At 48.8% G+C, this 14780-nt stretch carries 11 protein-coding genes; 6 read left to right on the forward strand and 5 right to left on the reverse strand.

Annotated features, from left to right (window positions below; translation table 11 throughout):
• Window positions 1-61: 61 nt before the first annotated feature.
• From AC1RR2_RS16850 to AC1RR2_RS16865, 4 genes are all read right to left on the reverse strand, one after another.
• Window positions 62-2815 carry a pectinesterase family protein gene (locus tag AC1RR2_RS16850; protein ID WP_493223435.1) on the reverse strand — a complete coding sequence of 918 codons (2754 nt, stop codon included), beginning with the start codon at window positions 2813-2815 and terminating at the stop codon, window positions 62-64.
• Window positions 2812-3624 carry a rhamnogalacturonan acetylesterase gene (locus tag AC1RR2_RS16855; RefSeq protein ID WP_493223436.1) on the reverse strand — a complete coding sequence of 271 codons (813 nt, stop codon included), beginning with the start codon at window positions 3622-3624 and terminating at the stop codon, window positions 2812-2814. Before AC1RR2_RS16855 ends, AC1RR2_RS16850 begins: the two co-directional genes overlap by 4 nt.
• A 226-nt stretch (window positions 3625-3850) precedes the next feature.
• On the reverse strand, window positions 3851-6547 hold the full coding sequence (locus tag AC1RR2_RS16860; protein ID WP_493223437.1) for a TonB-dependent receptor plug domain-containing protein: 2697 nt from the start codon (window positions 6545-6547) through the stop codon (window positions 3851-3853).
• Between the two features lie 215 nt (window positions 6548-6762).
• Entirely contained in the window at window positions 6763-7452 is a 690-nt protein-coding gene (locus AC1RR2_RS16865; RefSeq protein ID WP_493223438.1) for a FadR/GntR family transcriptional regulator, read from the reverse strand.
• A gap of 420 nt (window positions 7453-7872) precedes the next feature.
• Between AC1RR2_RS16865 and garD the strand changes: the two genes are divergently transcribed.
• The 4 genes from garD (at window position 7873) to AC1RR2_RS16885 (ending at window position 12222) form a co-directional block, all read left to right on the forward strand.
• A complete protein-coding gene (gene garD, locus AC1RR2_RS16870) occupies window positions 7873-9441 on the forward strand; it encodes a galactarate dehydratase (RefSeq protein WP_493223439.1) in 1569 nt (522 codons plus the stop codon).
• Window positions 9442-9520: 79 nt separating this feature from the next.
• Window positions 9521-10345 carry an NAD-dependent epimerase/dehydratase family protein gene (locus tag AC1RR2_RS16875; protein ID WP_493223440.1) on the forward strand — a complete coding sequence of 275 codons (825 nt, stop codon included), beginning with the start codon at window positions 9521-9523 and terminating at the stop codon, window positions 10343-10345.
• 521 nt (window positions 10346-10866) lie between these two features.
• Window positions 10867-11598: a hypothetical protein gene (locus AC1RR2_RS16880; RefSeq protein WP_493223441.1), complete on the forward strand. Its 732-nt coding sequence runs from the start codon at window positions 10867-10869 to the stop codon at window positions 11596-11598.
• 60 nt (window positions 11599-11658) lie between these two features.
• On the forward strand, window positions 11659-12222 hold the full coding sequence (locus tag AC1RR2_RS16885; RefSeq protein WP_493223442.1) for a C39 family peptidase: 564 nt from the start codon (window positions 11659-11661) through the stop codon (window positions 12220-12222).
• A gap of 209 nt (window positions 12223-12431) precedes the next feature.
• Here the strand turns inward: AC1RR2_RS16885 and AC1RR2_RS16890 are convergent, their stop codons facing one another.
• Window positions 12432-12614 (reverse strand): hypothetical protein, encoded by a 183-nt coding sequence (locus AC1RR2_RS16890; protein ID WP_493221382.1) that lies wholly within the window; start codon window positions 12612-12614, stop codon window positions 12432-12434.
• 218 nt (window positions 12615-12832) lie between these two features.
• Between AC1RR2_RS16890 and AC1RR2_RS16895 the strand changes: the two genes are divergently transcribed.
• Window positions 12833-13954, forward strand: a complete 1122-nt coding sequence (locus AC1RR2_RS16895; RefSeq protein WP_493223443.1) for a sensor histidine kinase — start codon at window positions 12833-12835, stop codon at window positions 13952-13954.
• 20 nt (window positions 13955-13974) lie between these two features.
• Complete coding sequence (locus AC1RR2_RS16900) at window positions 13975-14778, forward strand: LytR/AlgR family response regulator transcription factor (protein WP_493223444.1); 804 nt, start codon at window positions 13975-13977, stop codon at window positions 14776-14778.
• The last annotated feature ends 2 nt before the right edge of the window (window positions 14779-14780 follow it).

Consider the following 14780-nt stretch of genomic DNA (forward strand, 5'->3'; position numbering starts at 1 on the left):
TCTTTCGTCTCAAATTTTTCCGAAATGAATACGTACTAGGCCCTAGTGATCTCTATGTAAATCACTCTTGCGTGTTATTAAATTCAGCCAGAAAGATAGCCGCACTAGCCGTCGCCAGTTGCTCTGGCGAGCTATAGCCAAGTTGCTTGACTGGATCGATGCCGACCTCAATCAAATTGCGCCAGTAGTCGGCGATCGTAAACTGCACGGGTCGAAATGCCAGCACGCTTTTTCGATTCCAATCGGCCCAAGGATGCTGCTTCTGGATATGCGCGCCAATTTTCGAATTCAAAATAACCGACTTACCCACAGTCTCTAAAACATTTTTGGAGATGGTGCCATGCGGTGCTTGATAGCCATCCATCTCGGCCAAGCTACAGCGATAACGGGGTACATTAATGCCCGCATAAGGCGTACATTTTTGGGTATGAAACCATTGCCGTCCCAGATAAAATTTTCCAGCTAATGCATTGACGCTACCATCGTGCGTGAAGTTACATTCATTGAACACAAAACCATACGGTGTCTTCACATTGGTATTTGGCGCAGTGACATAGGAAGTGCTGCGATCACCCAAGGATTTAATTTCTGAACGATAAAAATAGGCGGTGGTGTCGCCAAAGATAAAGTCTACATTCCCTTCTACATAGGAACGATGAAAAAAACTACGCGAGGTATGCGCAATCGCTCTTGATTTTAAAAATAAGCTGTCTTGAAAACCGTGCACACGGATATTTTCAAACTGTACTTTATCAGCCCCGTCCAGCATCAAAGCGACTGCCTGATGCTGCACTACCACGACAGGCGCTGTGCCAGCGGTCGTACCACAACTGGTATTAGGGCATTCCGCCTTCAAATCCACTTTGTCTTTGTTATAGGCATTTTCAAATGTGATGTTTTTGGCCTGAAAACCATCGCCTTTAATCCAGGCAATTCCCGTACCACTAGTGCCGACCACAGACCGGTCTTTTAATGATAGATACATGGCTTGAATCGCACTATCAACTTTTTCAAACTGCGCAGCAAATCGCTCGGTATAGACGCTGCCTAACAAAGCGGCGTGAACGCTGGCAGATATCTTGGTTTTACGCGCGTCAGTTTCATTCGAATACAGCGTGATAGGCAAAGCCGTCTCTGGCACGTACATCAGTTCCTGATAAGTACCCGGTTTCACTAAGATGTATAAGCGCGGCTTCGTTGATTTTTCTGCGACTAATTTTCGTCCGTCGAGTAAAGCTCGATTGATCGCTGCCTGCACTGTGGCAAAGCGGGTTTGTCCATCAGCGGGTGCGTTGGCATCAACCACATAATCGACAGGCAGATTTGTCTTATTGACTAGGTCGTCGCTTAAAGGATTCCAAGGATCAATGACTTCTTTGCCCGCGGCACCAGTAGTGCGCAGCGCTTGTTCGATAGAGTAGTAGTTTGCTTGCTCCGCACTTAGCTGCGGTCTGAAATTCACAGGGGCAATCGCTGGGAAGGCGACAAATTTAGCCTGACAATCAGCAGACGCTGGCGCTGTCCAGCGCAATTCGCTCGCGGCTTCTGCGACTTTGCTAATTTGCTGATCAATCTCGATATTGGCAAATTGCAGTGTCTGTGGCGACTGCGCCGCTAGCGCTACTTGTTTGAACTGAATTGCCAATGGATGGGCGGCATCGTAGCCACGAACGATGATTTGTCCCGGCGTCAAACTACTGACACGTTCGAACACAATATCGCGATACTGAGGAATTTTATCGCCAACCGCGTTCTTGTCGTAGCGCGTATCAAGATCAATTGGGCGTTTGCTATTGCGTATGCAGACATCTTCATAACGTACTTGTTCCACCACACCACCGCGTGACACATCGCTCTTAATTCGTAAGCCCGAAGTCGTGCCATCCAGGCTCAAATCTTTGACCAAAATGCGACGCACGCCGCTATTGGTTTCACTGCCTATCGACATACCATGACCACTGTAGAAATGATTATGCAAGACCGATACATTTTCAGTCGGCCCATTATTACCGCCTTTGATTGCGATGTTATCGTCGCCTGTCCGGATGTAGCTATGCGCGATCGTGATATTGCGTGAGGAGATAGGATCAATACCATCCGTGTTTCTGGCATCCGAAGGTGTATCAATCTTCACAGCCCAAGCAGTAAAACCATCGACACGATTTAAAGTCAGATGAAAGTTCGGCGAATTGCGTAAAGTAATTTGATAAAACGTGATGTCTTCAGACCGAATCACTTCGATGAAACGCGGCACATTATGTTCGTTCTTTTCCTTCTGCGCGCGCCGTGCCATCTGCCACCAACTTTCGGTTTTGCCGACCACCGTTTGACCACCCTGACCATCAATCACACCGCTCCCGTATATGCCACTGCCGCGTGCATTTTCTATTGTGATAAATGGTTTGCAGGTGCGCCCTTTTTCCGCATTCACGCCGCAAGTCTGAGACCCTTTATCGTAAAGCGCTGCATCGTTGCTTGCATACAAAATTGCATCGCGATCGACCAATAAACTGACGCCACTAGGAATACGCAGAGGACCCGATTGAAAACTATCTTTCTCATTATTCGCAGCAAGTTGCACCGCTTGGCCTGGTGGGCAGCTATCCAATGCAGCCTGAATACGTTGCGCATCGAGTGCTTTGCTATGTTCTGCTTGGGTATGGCTGGCGGTCAAAATAGTGCAGACAGCAGGAATGCGTGGCTCACTGACCTGGCGACTGTCTTGTGCCAAAGCAGGTGTAGCGAGTACGCCTAAAGCTATGAATACCGCGCTGGCAAATAGTGAATGTAGGGAATGATTAGCTAAAATTTTCATTGCGCGCCTTCCGTTTTAAATGCAGAACGAATTGCTGGCACTTGCTGCTTCAATTCTTGCTCCACCATATTGGCAAAAAAAGCCGCCCCTTTGAGGCCGACATGAGTACGGTCAAATGCGGATTTGGCCGCACCTTGTGGTTCTAATTTGGCGAGGTCTGTTGTGCTTGCATCGACCTTAGGTGGCGGTGGCGCAACGGCCAAAGTATCCGCTTCGGCCTCACCCATCGCCTGCACGGCGGCATGACTTTCCGCATTCAAGGGCAGCAAAATCGTCTTGGTTTCACGCGCGACTTTTTCTGTTGCGTCGGCCCAAGGTTTCAAATTATTTTCTAGCACGCCTTCTTTAAAACTACGACGTGTCAGTGGCGTCACCAGAACGGGAACACCGTTCAAAGCTTTCACTTCAGCGACGTAACGCGCCAAATTGACGGGGAATTCTGTTACCAGATCGGTGGAACGTCCCGGTTTACCAGGCTGATCATTGTGTCCAAATTGAATCAACACATAGCTTGTCGTCGTCGCGCTATCCGCTTGGCCTAACAGTTCTTGCACCTGGTTCCACAAACCTTCGGCTCGAAAGCTGCCGGAGCTGCGACCGCCCCGCGCCAGATTGATACACTCTACCTTAGGCTGAAAGCGCTGGCACAATGCATCGCCATAACCGCTCTTAGTCGCCATGGTCGAGTCACCGACCAAGATCACCCGTACTTTGTGGCTTTCGGCATGGGCGTTTTGTGGACATAAGATCGAAGCACTAAGGAAAAGAAAGACGTAAGTCAAAATACGGGTAAGAGACAACTTATTCATGGCATTTCACTTATTTTCTGAAACTAAATAGGGGTGTCACATTGTAGGGCGGGTGCAACCCGCGCCGCCAAGTCATCGAGCACCTGAGCAGCGCGGGTTACACCCGCCCTACAAAACTTCGCAGAAACTGAACCACCCTCACCCTAGCCCTCTCCCGCTTGCGGGAGAGGGAATATTAGCGGTGTGAATTTTGATACAGGTTCATCAGCTCTGAACAATATCGCGCTTAGAACGTATAAGTAATACGTGTATTAAACGCACGCCCCAAAGGACTAGCCGCACTACTCAAATAGCCGTTGTAACCACTGTGATTGGTGACTGGTGGATTGACGTCAAACAGATTGTTGACACCGACCACAATCGCGATATGTTTAAAGCCCTTATAAGTCATCGTGAAGTTATACACGGTGTAAGGTTTGATATCACGATAGTATTGTGCCGCAACCAAATTTTGATCGTGGTAACCAGTATTGTAGTTCTGCGTCAATTGGGTATTCCAATCGCCTTTAGACCATGACAATGCGAGGTTATGCTTCCAACGGAAAGTGATAATTGGCAAGCTGCTGGTCGTACCATTGCTAGCGAGACCAAAGCGGCCGATATTGGAAACAAACTCACCACCTTTTTCCAACTGATTATCAAACTGAGTCAGGTAAGTGCCGTTCAATTGCACTTTGAATGTACCCAAATCTGAAGTCGGGAAAGTATAGTTAGTCGCGACGTCGATACCTGCCGCTTTTTGCCCACCCAAATTCATCGTCGTATTTTTGATGTAGAGCAGTTTGCCTGTTGCATCCCGCACGAACAAATCAGCATAACGAGTTGGATTCATGAAGTAAGCTTGCTCGGGCAAGTTCGCCAGCATGTTATCCATATTAACGCGCCAGTAGTCAAACGACATCGTCAAATTCTTCATAGGTTCGAGCACAACACCGAGTGTGCCACCGACTGAAGTTTCTGGCGTCAACTCGGCATTACTACCGGTTTGTCGTGGCAACTTGACGTTACAGACTGTGGCTGCCACCAAACCTGGTAAAGGCTTACCTGTATTGGCAATCGCTGGTGTGGCACTTGGACATTGCACAGGATCGTCCCAGGCAGATGCAGTAGTCGTCGTCGCACCCGGCAGACGGTAGCCATAGCGATCAAACAAAGTCGGCGCACGGAAACCGGTGTTGGCAGAACCACGGAACATGATCTTAGAATTTGGTTGATAACGGAAACTCGCCTTAGGATTAATCGTATTGCCGAAATCACTAAAATGATCGTCACGTACCGCCAAATTGACATTCAATTCTTTACTGACAGGAATATCCAATTCAGCAAACAAGGCAGCCACATTGCGTGCGCCCTGACCACGTGAGGGAGACGATGCTGCATAGGTAGCTACCAGGCCGACATCCGTCTTCACGTCCTCTGTTGTATCACGATGAAAATCACCCCCGATCGCCAGGCCAACATCGCCAGCCGACAACTTCATGATAGGCTTATTCATTGTGAATTCAATGCCAGTAAATGTACTTTGGGAGATACGTAATTTCTGACCATTCAAAGAAATGCTCTCCAGGTAAGCTTTACCTGTCGCATCTTGTAAACCGAAAGGATTTAAGGTGCCGGCGGTAATTCCTGCCAATAATTTCGGGCCATCCAATGCACCTGAATGCAAGTAGCCAACGCGATCACTTATACCAATCACTAAGCCGGCTTTATAGTCCCAACCGCCGATTACGCCCTCGTCGCTGAAATTCAAACGCTGATTAGTTTGCACGTCGCGCGTGATATACATACCGGCATCGGCGACACTCCAAGTTACCAATAAGGGTGCACCCGTCACACCCGTCACGGCAGGCACGCCGCCACTACCGCCCGGATACCACTTGCTGGTAGAAGGCAATAAAGCCGTTACACCGTTTGCTGCCAAACTGGTGGTAGGAATTTTGGTGCCGAAAATTTCAGCCTGACCACGCGCATAATCTATCGAGAATAAGTGATCTTCACTGATTTTCTTAGTCGCTTTGGCAAAGAAAGTTAATTGCTCACGACCATAGATCGCGGTGTTGTAATTGGAGTTATCAATCACGCAGGTGTTTTTACCACCTTGTATCGAGTAAGGCGCAGTACATCCAGAGGCATAATAAGGATTGGCCGCAGCGAAACTCTTATTACTAGGAATCGTAAAGTTCGCAGGACTAGCAAAACCACCACTAGCCAAAGAAGGCGCACGACCGATGCTGGTCAACAATTCCGCCGAATTTAATTCAGCGCGATCCGATGCCGCCAAACGGCTACGACGCAGACCATCTAAAGTGGCATACACATTCCAACCGTCTTTTTGCAAATTACCCGCACCTGCAATAAAACTAAAACGCTTTTCATCACCGCCACCATCACGCTGCGGCTGCAACGCTTGTGCCGTAATTGCAGCACCTTGGTAGTCGCGCTTAGTAATAAAGTTAACCACGCCGCCAATCGCATCCGAGCCATATATGGACGAGGCGCCGTCATTCAAAATTTCTACGCGTGCAATCGCACTCATAGGTATCACATCCAGATTGGCGTAACCATCAGCAATCGCTTCATTCGCGAGGCGACGACCATTCAATAACACCAGAGTACGGTTCACGCCCAAGCCGCGCAAATTGATATTGGTACCCGAACCCGCATTTGACGGTGCTAAAGAGTTTGACTGTGGTAAGGCCATCATCAAATCGGCCAAGGTAGTCATACCCCGTTTTTCCATTTCGTCGCCAGATACTGCCGTGATGGGCAATGAGGCTTCACTGGCCAGGCGCTTGATTGAAGAGCCTGTAACTTCGACACGTAAGGGTTCTTGCGCGGCGGCTTGTTGCATCAGACCTAAGACGGCCACTGTGATGGCAGACAAAGTCAATTGTTTCATCTGAGATTTTTTACTAGTTTGCATTACTGTCTCCTGCTCATTTTTGAATTAAAGCCCCATACGACAGGAGCTAAGATCTTGGTCGGAATACCTCGCGTACCCGATGCCGTCACAACGAGGGTCAGGCAATGCCTGAACCGAGGTCTGAACCGGTCAATTTACTCAACTTCATACTGCAAATTTCTGTTATCCCTGCCCTGAGCATGCCTCTCAGTTTCACTGAAAAAATAGGATTGAGCTCAACCACGAGAAAAAGTCCTGGTAACGCGCTCCAGATGCGCACGCATTGCTCTGCGTGCGGCCGCCGGATCATGTGCAACAATCGCTTCCAAGATATTGCGATGATCGGTCAAAGTGAGCTGACGCAATTCCTCGGTTTGAAAATGCTCTTTTAAGCGATGCCACAAGCGACCGCGCTGATTCCACAAATATTCCATCGTGCCGACCAAAGCACTATTGCCCGTGGCACGCGCTATCGCCAGATGAAAATCACGATCTGCGTTTTCATTACTCGCATAGTTTTCGTGATGTTTTTCCATCTCCAATACGGCTTTCAAAATCGCATCAATGGAGGCATCGGTCGCCACCCGCGCGGCGATCGCGGCTACCTCTGCCTCAATTAATCTGCGTGCAGATAAAACTTCAAACGGTCCAGGCCCAACTTCCGGCAGTTCTTTCTCCACGTCCTTCTCACAGATATACACGCCGGAACCACCACGCACCTCCACCACACCACCTAATTCCAAAGCCAACACGGCTTCACGCAAAGAGGCGCGACTCACCTTTAACTTACTTGCCAAGTCACGCTCTGATGGCAAGCGCTCACCCGCAGCGATACCGTCCTCTTGTATGAGAGCCAGTATGCGATCCGCGACAAGGCGGTACAGTCGCGGCTCATGCTCACTGGTCGAATGGACTTTTTTAATCATTGCTACATCAAACCTTCTATTGTTTTTTATGCTGCGTGTCGCTAATTTGCCGCATTTGGTAAGACCATTCTAATGTGGTTAGACCAATTTTGCAATGTGGACTAGCCAAATAATTTTTTTGGTGGCATACTCACCACATATAAAAGCCCAAAATAGGGATGAAATTGATGTGACTTAGCACTCATCTCTTTCTGAAATGCCAGAAAATTCACCAAGAAATAGCTCTGAGATAGCTTGAAGAGCAGCGGTAAAAAGAAAAAACACCAGCTAGGTTTTGACCCCGCAGTCAATCTATCGGCGTCGAAAACAATTTAGCTAAACTGGTCAGTCCAGTTACTATTGGGTTGTGACTTGATGCTAGTTCAGTGACTGGTGAAGTAAGGGCAAATAAAAATAAAGAAACAGAACGAGAGGAACCAAATGGCAAGCGATACGACAACGACAGCAAGCGCCCTGAGCGCCTTCTATATACGCATGCATGAGCATGACAATGTCGCCATCGTCGTGAATGACGGCGGTTTGCCTGCAGGCAGCCAATTTGCAGACGGATTGACGCTGTTAGAAGCAATACCGCAAGGTCACAAGGTCGCACTGATGGATATCGGCCAAGGCGCTGCAATTACCCGCTATAACGTCACCATAGGCTATGCCCAACAAGACATACCAGCCGGCACTTGGATACAGGAAGCCTTGGTGCAATTGCCACCTGCCCGCGAGCTCGAAAACCTCCCGATTGCCACTCGCAAAGCAGCGGCCTTGCCCGCATTGGAGGGCTATACATTTCAAGGATTCCGCAATCCCGATGGCAGTGTTGGCACCCGTAATATTCTGGCGATCACCACCACCGTGCAATGCGTCGCAGGGGTAGTGGACTATGCGGTCAAACGTATAAAAGAAGAGTTGTTACCGAAGTTCCCAAACGTCGATGATGTGGTCGGACTCGAACATACTTACGGCTGCGGCGTCGCGATTGATGCGCCGGACGCCATGATTCCGATACGCACCGTACGTAATATCAGTCTGAATCCTAACTTCGGTGGTCAAACCATGGTCGTTAGTCTGGGCTGTGAGAAATTACAACCGACACGTTTATTTCCCAAGGCGGCTATCCCAATTCAAAGTCAGCCAGAGCCTGATGTGGTGTGCCTGCAGGATGCCGGGCATGTCGGCTTTCAAAGCATGATTACGTCGATTCTGCAAACCGCAGAAAAACATCTGACGCGCTTGAATCAAAGACAGCGCGAAACCTGCCCTGCGTCTGAATTGGTCGTGGGTGTGCAATGTGGCGGCAGCGATGCATTTTCTGGCGTAACCGCCAATCCGGCAGTCGGCTTTGCAACCGATCTATTAGTACGCGCTGGCGCCACCGTGATGTTCTCTGAAGTCACCGAGGTACGCGATGGCATAGATCAATTGACCTCACGCGCAGCGACTCCTGAAATTGCCGAGGCAATGATACGCGAGATGGCTTGGTACGATAATTACTTAAAACGCGGAGGCGTAGATCGCAGCGCGAACACCACGCCGGGTAATAAAAAAGGCGGCTTGTCAAACATCGTAGAAAAGGCCATGGGTTCTATAGTGAAATCCGGCAGCAGTGCGATTACTGGCGTGCTCTCCCCAGGTGAAAAATTGACGCAAAAAGGTCTGATCTACGCCGCCACACCGGCCAGCGATTTTATCTGCGGTACTTTGCAAATGGCAGCAGGTATGAATCTGCATGTTTTCACCACTGGTCGTGGCACACCGTATGGCTTAGCCGCGGTACCTGTGATCAAGGTGGCGACTCGCAATGATCTGGCACGTCGCTGGCATGACTTGATGGACATCAACGCAGGTCGTATCGCCAGTGGCGAAGCGACAATAGAGGAATTGGGTTGGGAGTTATTCCACTTCTTACTCGAAGTGGCGAGTGGAAAAAAAACCTGGGCCGAATACTGGAAACTGCATAATGCCTTGGTACTGTTCAATCCTGCGCCAATTACCTGATACGCCAGACGCAATAAACTCATTTTTTAGCCTATTTTCAGCTTATTTCCAGCTTATTTCCAGAGTATAGAGAAACATCATGACAACAACGACACCAGCTAACAAAGCCTTCAATCGCATACTATTAACCGGCGCTGCCGGCGGCTTAGGCCGGATTTTGCGTGAGCGTATTAAGCCTTGGGCGAATATCGTTAGATTAAGCGACATCTGCGACATGGGCCCCGCGCAAGAAGCTGAAGAAATCGTGCAATGCGATCTGTCCGATAAAGCCGCTGTCCATGCGTTAATGGAAGGTGTTGATGCGGTTCTGCACTTTGGTGGTATCTCGACTGAGAATAATTTCGAAGCGATCATGCTGGCCAATATTCAGGGCACCTACAATGTTTATGAAGCCGTACACAAGGCGGGCGTAAAACGCGTGGTATTTGCCAGTTCCAATCATACAGTGGGCTTCTACAAAACCACCGACTATATCGACGCCAATGATCCGCGTCGCCCGGATGGTATGTACGGCATCAGCAAGTGTTTTGGCGAAGATTTATCGCGCTATTACTACGACCGTTTTGGCATAGAAACCGTTTGTCTGCGCATAGGCTCTTCCTTCCCCGAACCAATTAACAAACGCATGATGGTGACTTATTTCAGCTATGACGATTTAGTCGAAATGCTGCGCTGCTGTTTGTTCACGCCACGGGTAGGACACACCATTGCTTTTGGTGCCTCCAACAATGCGGCGAGTTGGTGGGATAATCGCCTCGCCAGTCACCTCGGCTACCAAGCAAAAGACAGCTCCAGCCAATTTGCCCACAAATTTCCTGACAGTGCTGACTATCCTGAAAAAGACGACATCACGACGATTTATCAAGGTGGTGGATTCTTATTGACGGGACCGCAGTATAAGTAATTGCTTGCATGAGTGACGGTAGAGTGCGTATGGCGTACTCTACGCAAAATCTTCACAATTCCACCTACATGATCGGCCATTCCAATCCCTTTAGTTAAAGGTCAAAAACGTCCTCAGATCCAGCGTCTACTAACGTACGCCGCCAGTCACGATGAATCTTCAATCTGTAGCAAATCCACCTCACTTCGCTCACACGCTTCTAGTCAAAATAGCTGCTCGAAATAGTAATGAATCGCGATTTTAATTCGGCATTCTCAATACTTTCTGACGAATCCGCCCATCTATCCCGCCAACAAGCTCGCAAATGATTGGCTTGCATGACCTTGCATAGCGCACTTCATATAAATCGTCACAGTTCTTTTTCCTGTAAGGCGCACTCTGCGTTTTACGAAATCACCTCTAATACTTCAGCAGCTCACTTTCTCAGGCAGGGCTGCAAATCTGTTCCGACTTCTTCATTCATTCTCATTCTTAGCGGGTAGAAGTTCGGAATTTTTTGATATTCATCATGGAAGGAAACTATGAAACATACATTCAACACGGTGCTGATAGGACTCGCGATTACTGCGGCTTATGCCACCCCCGACTCTGCTTCAGCACAATCGACATTACGTCCCACTTACGATGCCAAGGCAGTAGCGCAAGCATCTGCCGCTAAAGAACCGCCAGGTCTACGCGCCGCGGCAGAAGCAGGTTTGCGTAGTCTGATTAATGAGCTGACTAAGGATTTAAAAGCTGGCAGCTTGCCCGATGCTTTTCCATTTGATGTGAATGATTTGTCCGAACTCAAAACCGCCAAGCTGGGATTGGGTTTCGAGGTATTCAGCGCACATCCCCAAACCTTGCTGGCAGGTGGTCGTCCCTTTGAACAAATGCTGTTGGGCACGGGTGTATGGAATTTTGTCGTGCTGACTGACGGACATCCAGCCGCTTTATTGGAAATGGAAAAAGTGAATGGTAAATGGCAAGTGAACGGTGCTGGCGCATCTAAATTAGCTCAAGACGTACACAGCACGACTGCCAATCACGCGGGCAAGAACGCCTTCCGCTTCGTACGGATTTATCAAGCAACAGCCGATTTCATGGAAGTCAAAGATATGGAAGGCAAAGCCCGTTATGCGCCCCTGCTGGCGGCTCGCCAATCTCTACGTATGAGTGCGAGCAACGCCGACACTTTACCTGGTACCAGCGGCGATATCTTGCCTGAGTTACAGGAAGCCGTGCGCGGGCACCTTGCACGCTTTGGCAAATGATTTGAACATCCACAACAACAGTAAGAAAAACATAAATCACACTGTCTAGGAGACATCGCAATGAAAAAAACAAGGAAACAATTGCTTATTCAAACCCTGGCAATCGCCAGCATACTCGGCCTGAGTCAACTCGCATCTGCACAAAGCAAGAATCTAAATGTGCATTTAAAAGTGCAGGAACATAGTCAATGGTGCTGGGCTGGCACTAGCCAAATGGTACTCAATTTCTTCGGCAAAACGCCTAGCCAATGCGCCGAAGTCAATTACGCCAAAGGTATCAACTACGCTTGTGGCAATAGCACTTTCAATTGGAATAGCTATGCCAACCAGCCCAACTCCACTAATTCGATTGCCTATATTCTCAACGGCTGGGGCGTCAACTCGTCCGTCGTCGGCGTCTTATCCCAATCGAATTCCACTTCACGCATCAACGCCAATCGCCCTTATGTCATCTTGTGGCAATGGACTAGCGGTGGTGGTCACTTTGTCGTAGTCAAAGGCTATAGTGGCAACTACCTGTATATCAATGATCCATGGCCAGGCAATGGCGCTTACACCCGCACGTATGCCAGCACCGTCTCGGCCTCTGACCGCTACTGGTATAACACCGCGGTCACTAACTAAGTAACTAAGTAGGTAAGTAAGTGCTTAAATAAGTCTTTAAGCAACTCAGTTTTTTGCGGGTCAGCGTCTTTTCCCCCTCCGGACGCTGGCCTGTCAAAGCCAGCCCCTCGCTCTACCATTCGCGCTGGATTCAACAGGCTCCACGTCAAAAACGATCAATTTGGTCGCAAGCGACTATATCCGACTCGATTTCTTCGCTAAGCTTTATACTAGGGCGTGTTGACATAATATTTAGGCAATGCGTTCTTGACAAAACGCAGGATGGCAAGGCGCATCTCGCCGCTGCGGCTGGCCGCCCCAGCAAGAGAGGCAACGCTGTCCATCGTGCGTTTTGACAAGAACCCTTCGGGAATGGCCGAAATGAGCGCATGGCGTTGTTGCAATCTGCTCATAGTGCATGGTGTTTAAAACTCGCTACCGCGCAGCTTGCGGTGTAGTCAGGGTTTCGGACAGCATGCTGTCCGCTGACGTAACGAAGTTCCCTTGCAAGGGAACTTTCCCATAGCGTTAGCCTAGCCCTGCGCTCATTTCGACTCATTCGCATGCCAAAATATTATGTCAACACGCCCTATGCAAAAACTTAAGCCAATGAAATCCGGGTATCCATAGCATGATCACACAAACTATTTTTGCTCGACAAAAATCACATTCCGTTTCGATGTTGCGAGAAATCGTACAACTCTTCTTTGTCAATACCGCCATTGCGATCTTTTTGACATTCGTGATGAAAGTCGGTCCAAGCTTTAGTATGACTTGGGTATTTTCTATGTTGATAGGTAGCGCCATCAACTTGACCATTACGAGCATGCGCTGGGTTATCTGGCGGCATAACAAACCACACCGCCCTAGCTTTTTACTCATGTGCGCCGCCTCGGCACCGATAGGCTATTACCTCGGTGGTGTCGCCGGCATGTTGATTTATGGTCAAAAAATTCCCAACTTCTTTTCAATACTAAATAGAGGCAATCTCCCGATTGTCATCATGTGCGTCTTCATCAGCCTGTTTGCCGGCATCTTTTTTTGGAATCAATCCAAACTGGCAGAACTACAAGCCGAGCAAGAAAAAGAAAAAGCCCGCACTGCCGCCATCGAAAAACAAGCGATGCAAGCACAGCTACAATTGCTGCAAGCGCAGATAGAACCGCATATGCTATTCAACACACTAGCCAATTTGCAAGGTCTGATCGCAATTGACACTGCTCGTGCCCAACATATGTTGGAACAATTAATACGGTACTTACGCGCTAGTCTGGATTCTTCGCGCACCCAAAAAACCACGCTCAAGCACGAGTTTGAATTAATGAATTCCTATCTCGAACTACTGGCGATCCGCATGGGAAAGCGTCTTTGCTACAGCTCGGATTTACCACCCGAATTAGCCACACAAGAAATCGCTCCCATGTTGATACAGCCCTTGGTAGAGAACGCGATTAAACACGGCGTAGAACCAAAAATGGAAGGCGGTAGCATTCATGTCAGCGCCAAAATAAAAGCGCAGACCTTGCAAATTCTGGTGATCGATACCGGCCTCGGATTACCCGTCGATTATGACGAAAACTATGTCAGCGCAGATAGCCGCAGTCATGTCGGCAATGCCAATGTGCGTGAACGCATACTCGCCTTGTATGGCCCGGATGCCAGCTTACAACTACGCGCCAACCAACCCAGCGGTGTGGTCGCACAATTGATATTACCGCTATCAGATCAAGCACAAATTCCATCCATTTCTTAAGACTATATTCCTGGATCATCATGCAAAAAATACGCGCCCTGATCGCTGAAGACGAAGAGATACTTTCTTTAACTCTGGTCAAAACTTTAGAAAAACTATGGCCGGAACTAGACATTGCCTGTGTCGCCGCCAATGGTGTAGTCGCCGTCAATGAAGCACTGAAAATATTTCCAGAGGTGATTTTTCTCGACATCAAAATGCCGGGTAAAACCGGACTCGAAGTCGCCGAAGAATTAGCAGAAGAATGGCCGACTGATCAACCATTCCCGCTCATTGTCTTCGTCACCGCCTATGACGAATTTGCGATCCAGGCTTTTGAGCATCAAGCCACCGACTATGTCTTAAAACCTATCAGTGATGTGCGCATCGCCAAGACCGTACAAAGACTGCAAGCCAAGCTGGAGGACAAACAAGAGCGCCCTTCTGAGTTAGAACGTATGATCGCGCAATTAGGCAAACTCAATCCTGCACTCGCGGGTTTGAGCCATCCATCTGCAGAACGCCTGACCATGATACGTGCGGCCGTAGGCAATCAGATCCGTATGATACCGATTGCCGAGGTACTATATTTTGAAGCGACCGACAAATACATCAACGTCGTTACCGCCGACCAGGCAAGTTTGATACGTATGAGTCTGCGTGAATTATTGCCGCAACTCGATCCGCAATTATTCTGGCAAATCCACCGCAGCTACATCGTCAACACCCAGCATCTGCACTATGCCAGCCGCGACGAAAGCGGCAAGCTCAGCTTGCACCTCAAAGGCAGTACCGAAAAACTCCAGGTCAGCCGGGTCTATGCGCATTTATTCAAGCAGATGTAAAA

This window comes from Undibacterium sp. GW821-FHT11H02 (assembly GCF_058808015.1).

What these genes read in the sequence shown, in the direction of transcription:
- AC1RR2_RS16850 (WP_493223435.1), bottom strand. Translation starts at nt 2,815, where the DNA reads ATGAAAATTTTAGCTAATCATTCCCTACATTCACTATTTGCCAGCGCG.
- AC1RR2_RS16855 (WP_493223436.1), bottom strand. Translation starts at nt 3,624, where the DNA reads ATGAATAAGTTGTCTCTTACCCGTATTTTGACTTACGTCTTTCTTTTC.
- AC1RR2_RS16860 (WP_493223437.1), bottom strand. Translation starts at nt 6,547, where the DNA reads ATGCAAACTAGTAAAAAATCTCAGATGAAACAATTGACTTTGTCTGCC.
- AC1RR2_RS16865 (WP_493223438.1), bottom strand. Translation starts at nt 7,452, where the DNA reads ATGATTAAAAAAGTCCATTCGACCAGTGAGCATGAGCCGCGACTGTAC.
- garD (WP_493223439.1), top strand. Translation starts at nt 7,873, where the DNA reads ATGGCAAGCGATACGACAACGACAGCAAGCGCCCTGAGCGCCTTCTAT.
- AC1RR2_RS16875 (WP_493223440.1), top strand. Translation starts at nt 9,521, where the DNA reads ATGACAACAACGACACCAGCTAACAAAGCCTTCAATCGCATACTATTA.
- AC1RR2_RS16880 (WP_493223441.1), top strand. Translation starts at nt 10,867, where the DNA reads ATGAAACATACATTCAACACGGTGCTGATAGGACTCGCGATTACTGCG.
- AC1RR2_RS16885 (WP_493223442.1), top strand. Translation starts at nt 11,659, where the DNA reads ATGAAAAAAACAAGGAAACAATTGCTTATTCAAACCCTGGCAATCGCC.
- AC1RR2_RS16890 (WP_493221382.1), bottom strand. Translation starts at nt 12,614, where the DNA reads ATGAGCAGATTGCAACAACGCCATGCGCTCATTTCGGCCATTCCCGAA.
- AC1RR2_RS16895 (WP_493223443.1), top strand. Translation starts at nt 12,833, where the DNA reads ATGATCACACAAACTATTTTTGCTCGACAAAAATCACATTCCGTTTCG.
- AC1RR2_RS16900 (WP_493223444.1), top strand. Translation starts at nt 13,975, where the DNA reads ATGCAAAAAATACGCGCCCTGATCGCTGAAGACGAAGAGATACTTTCT.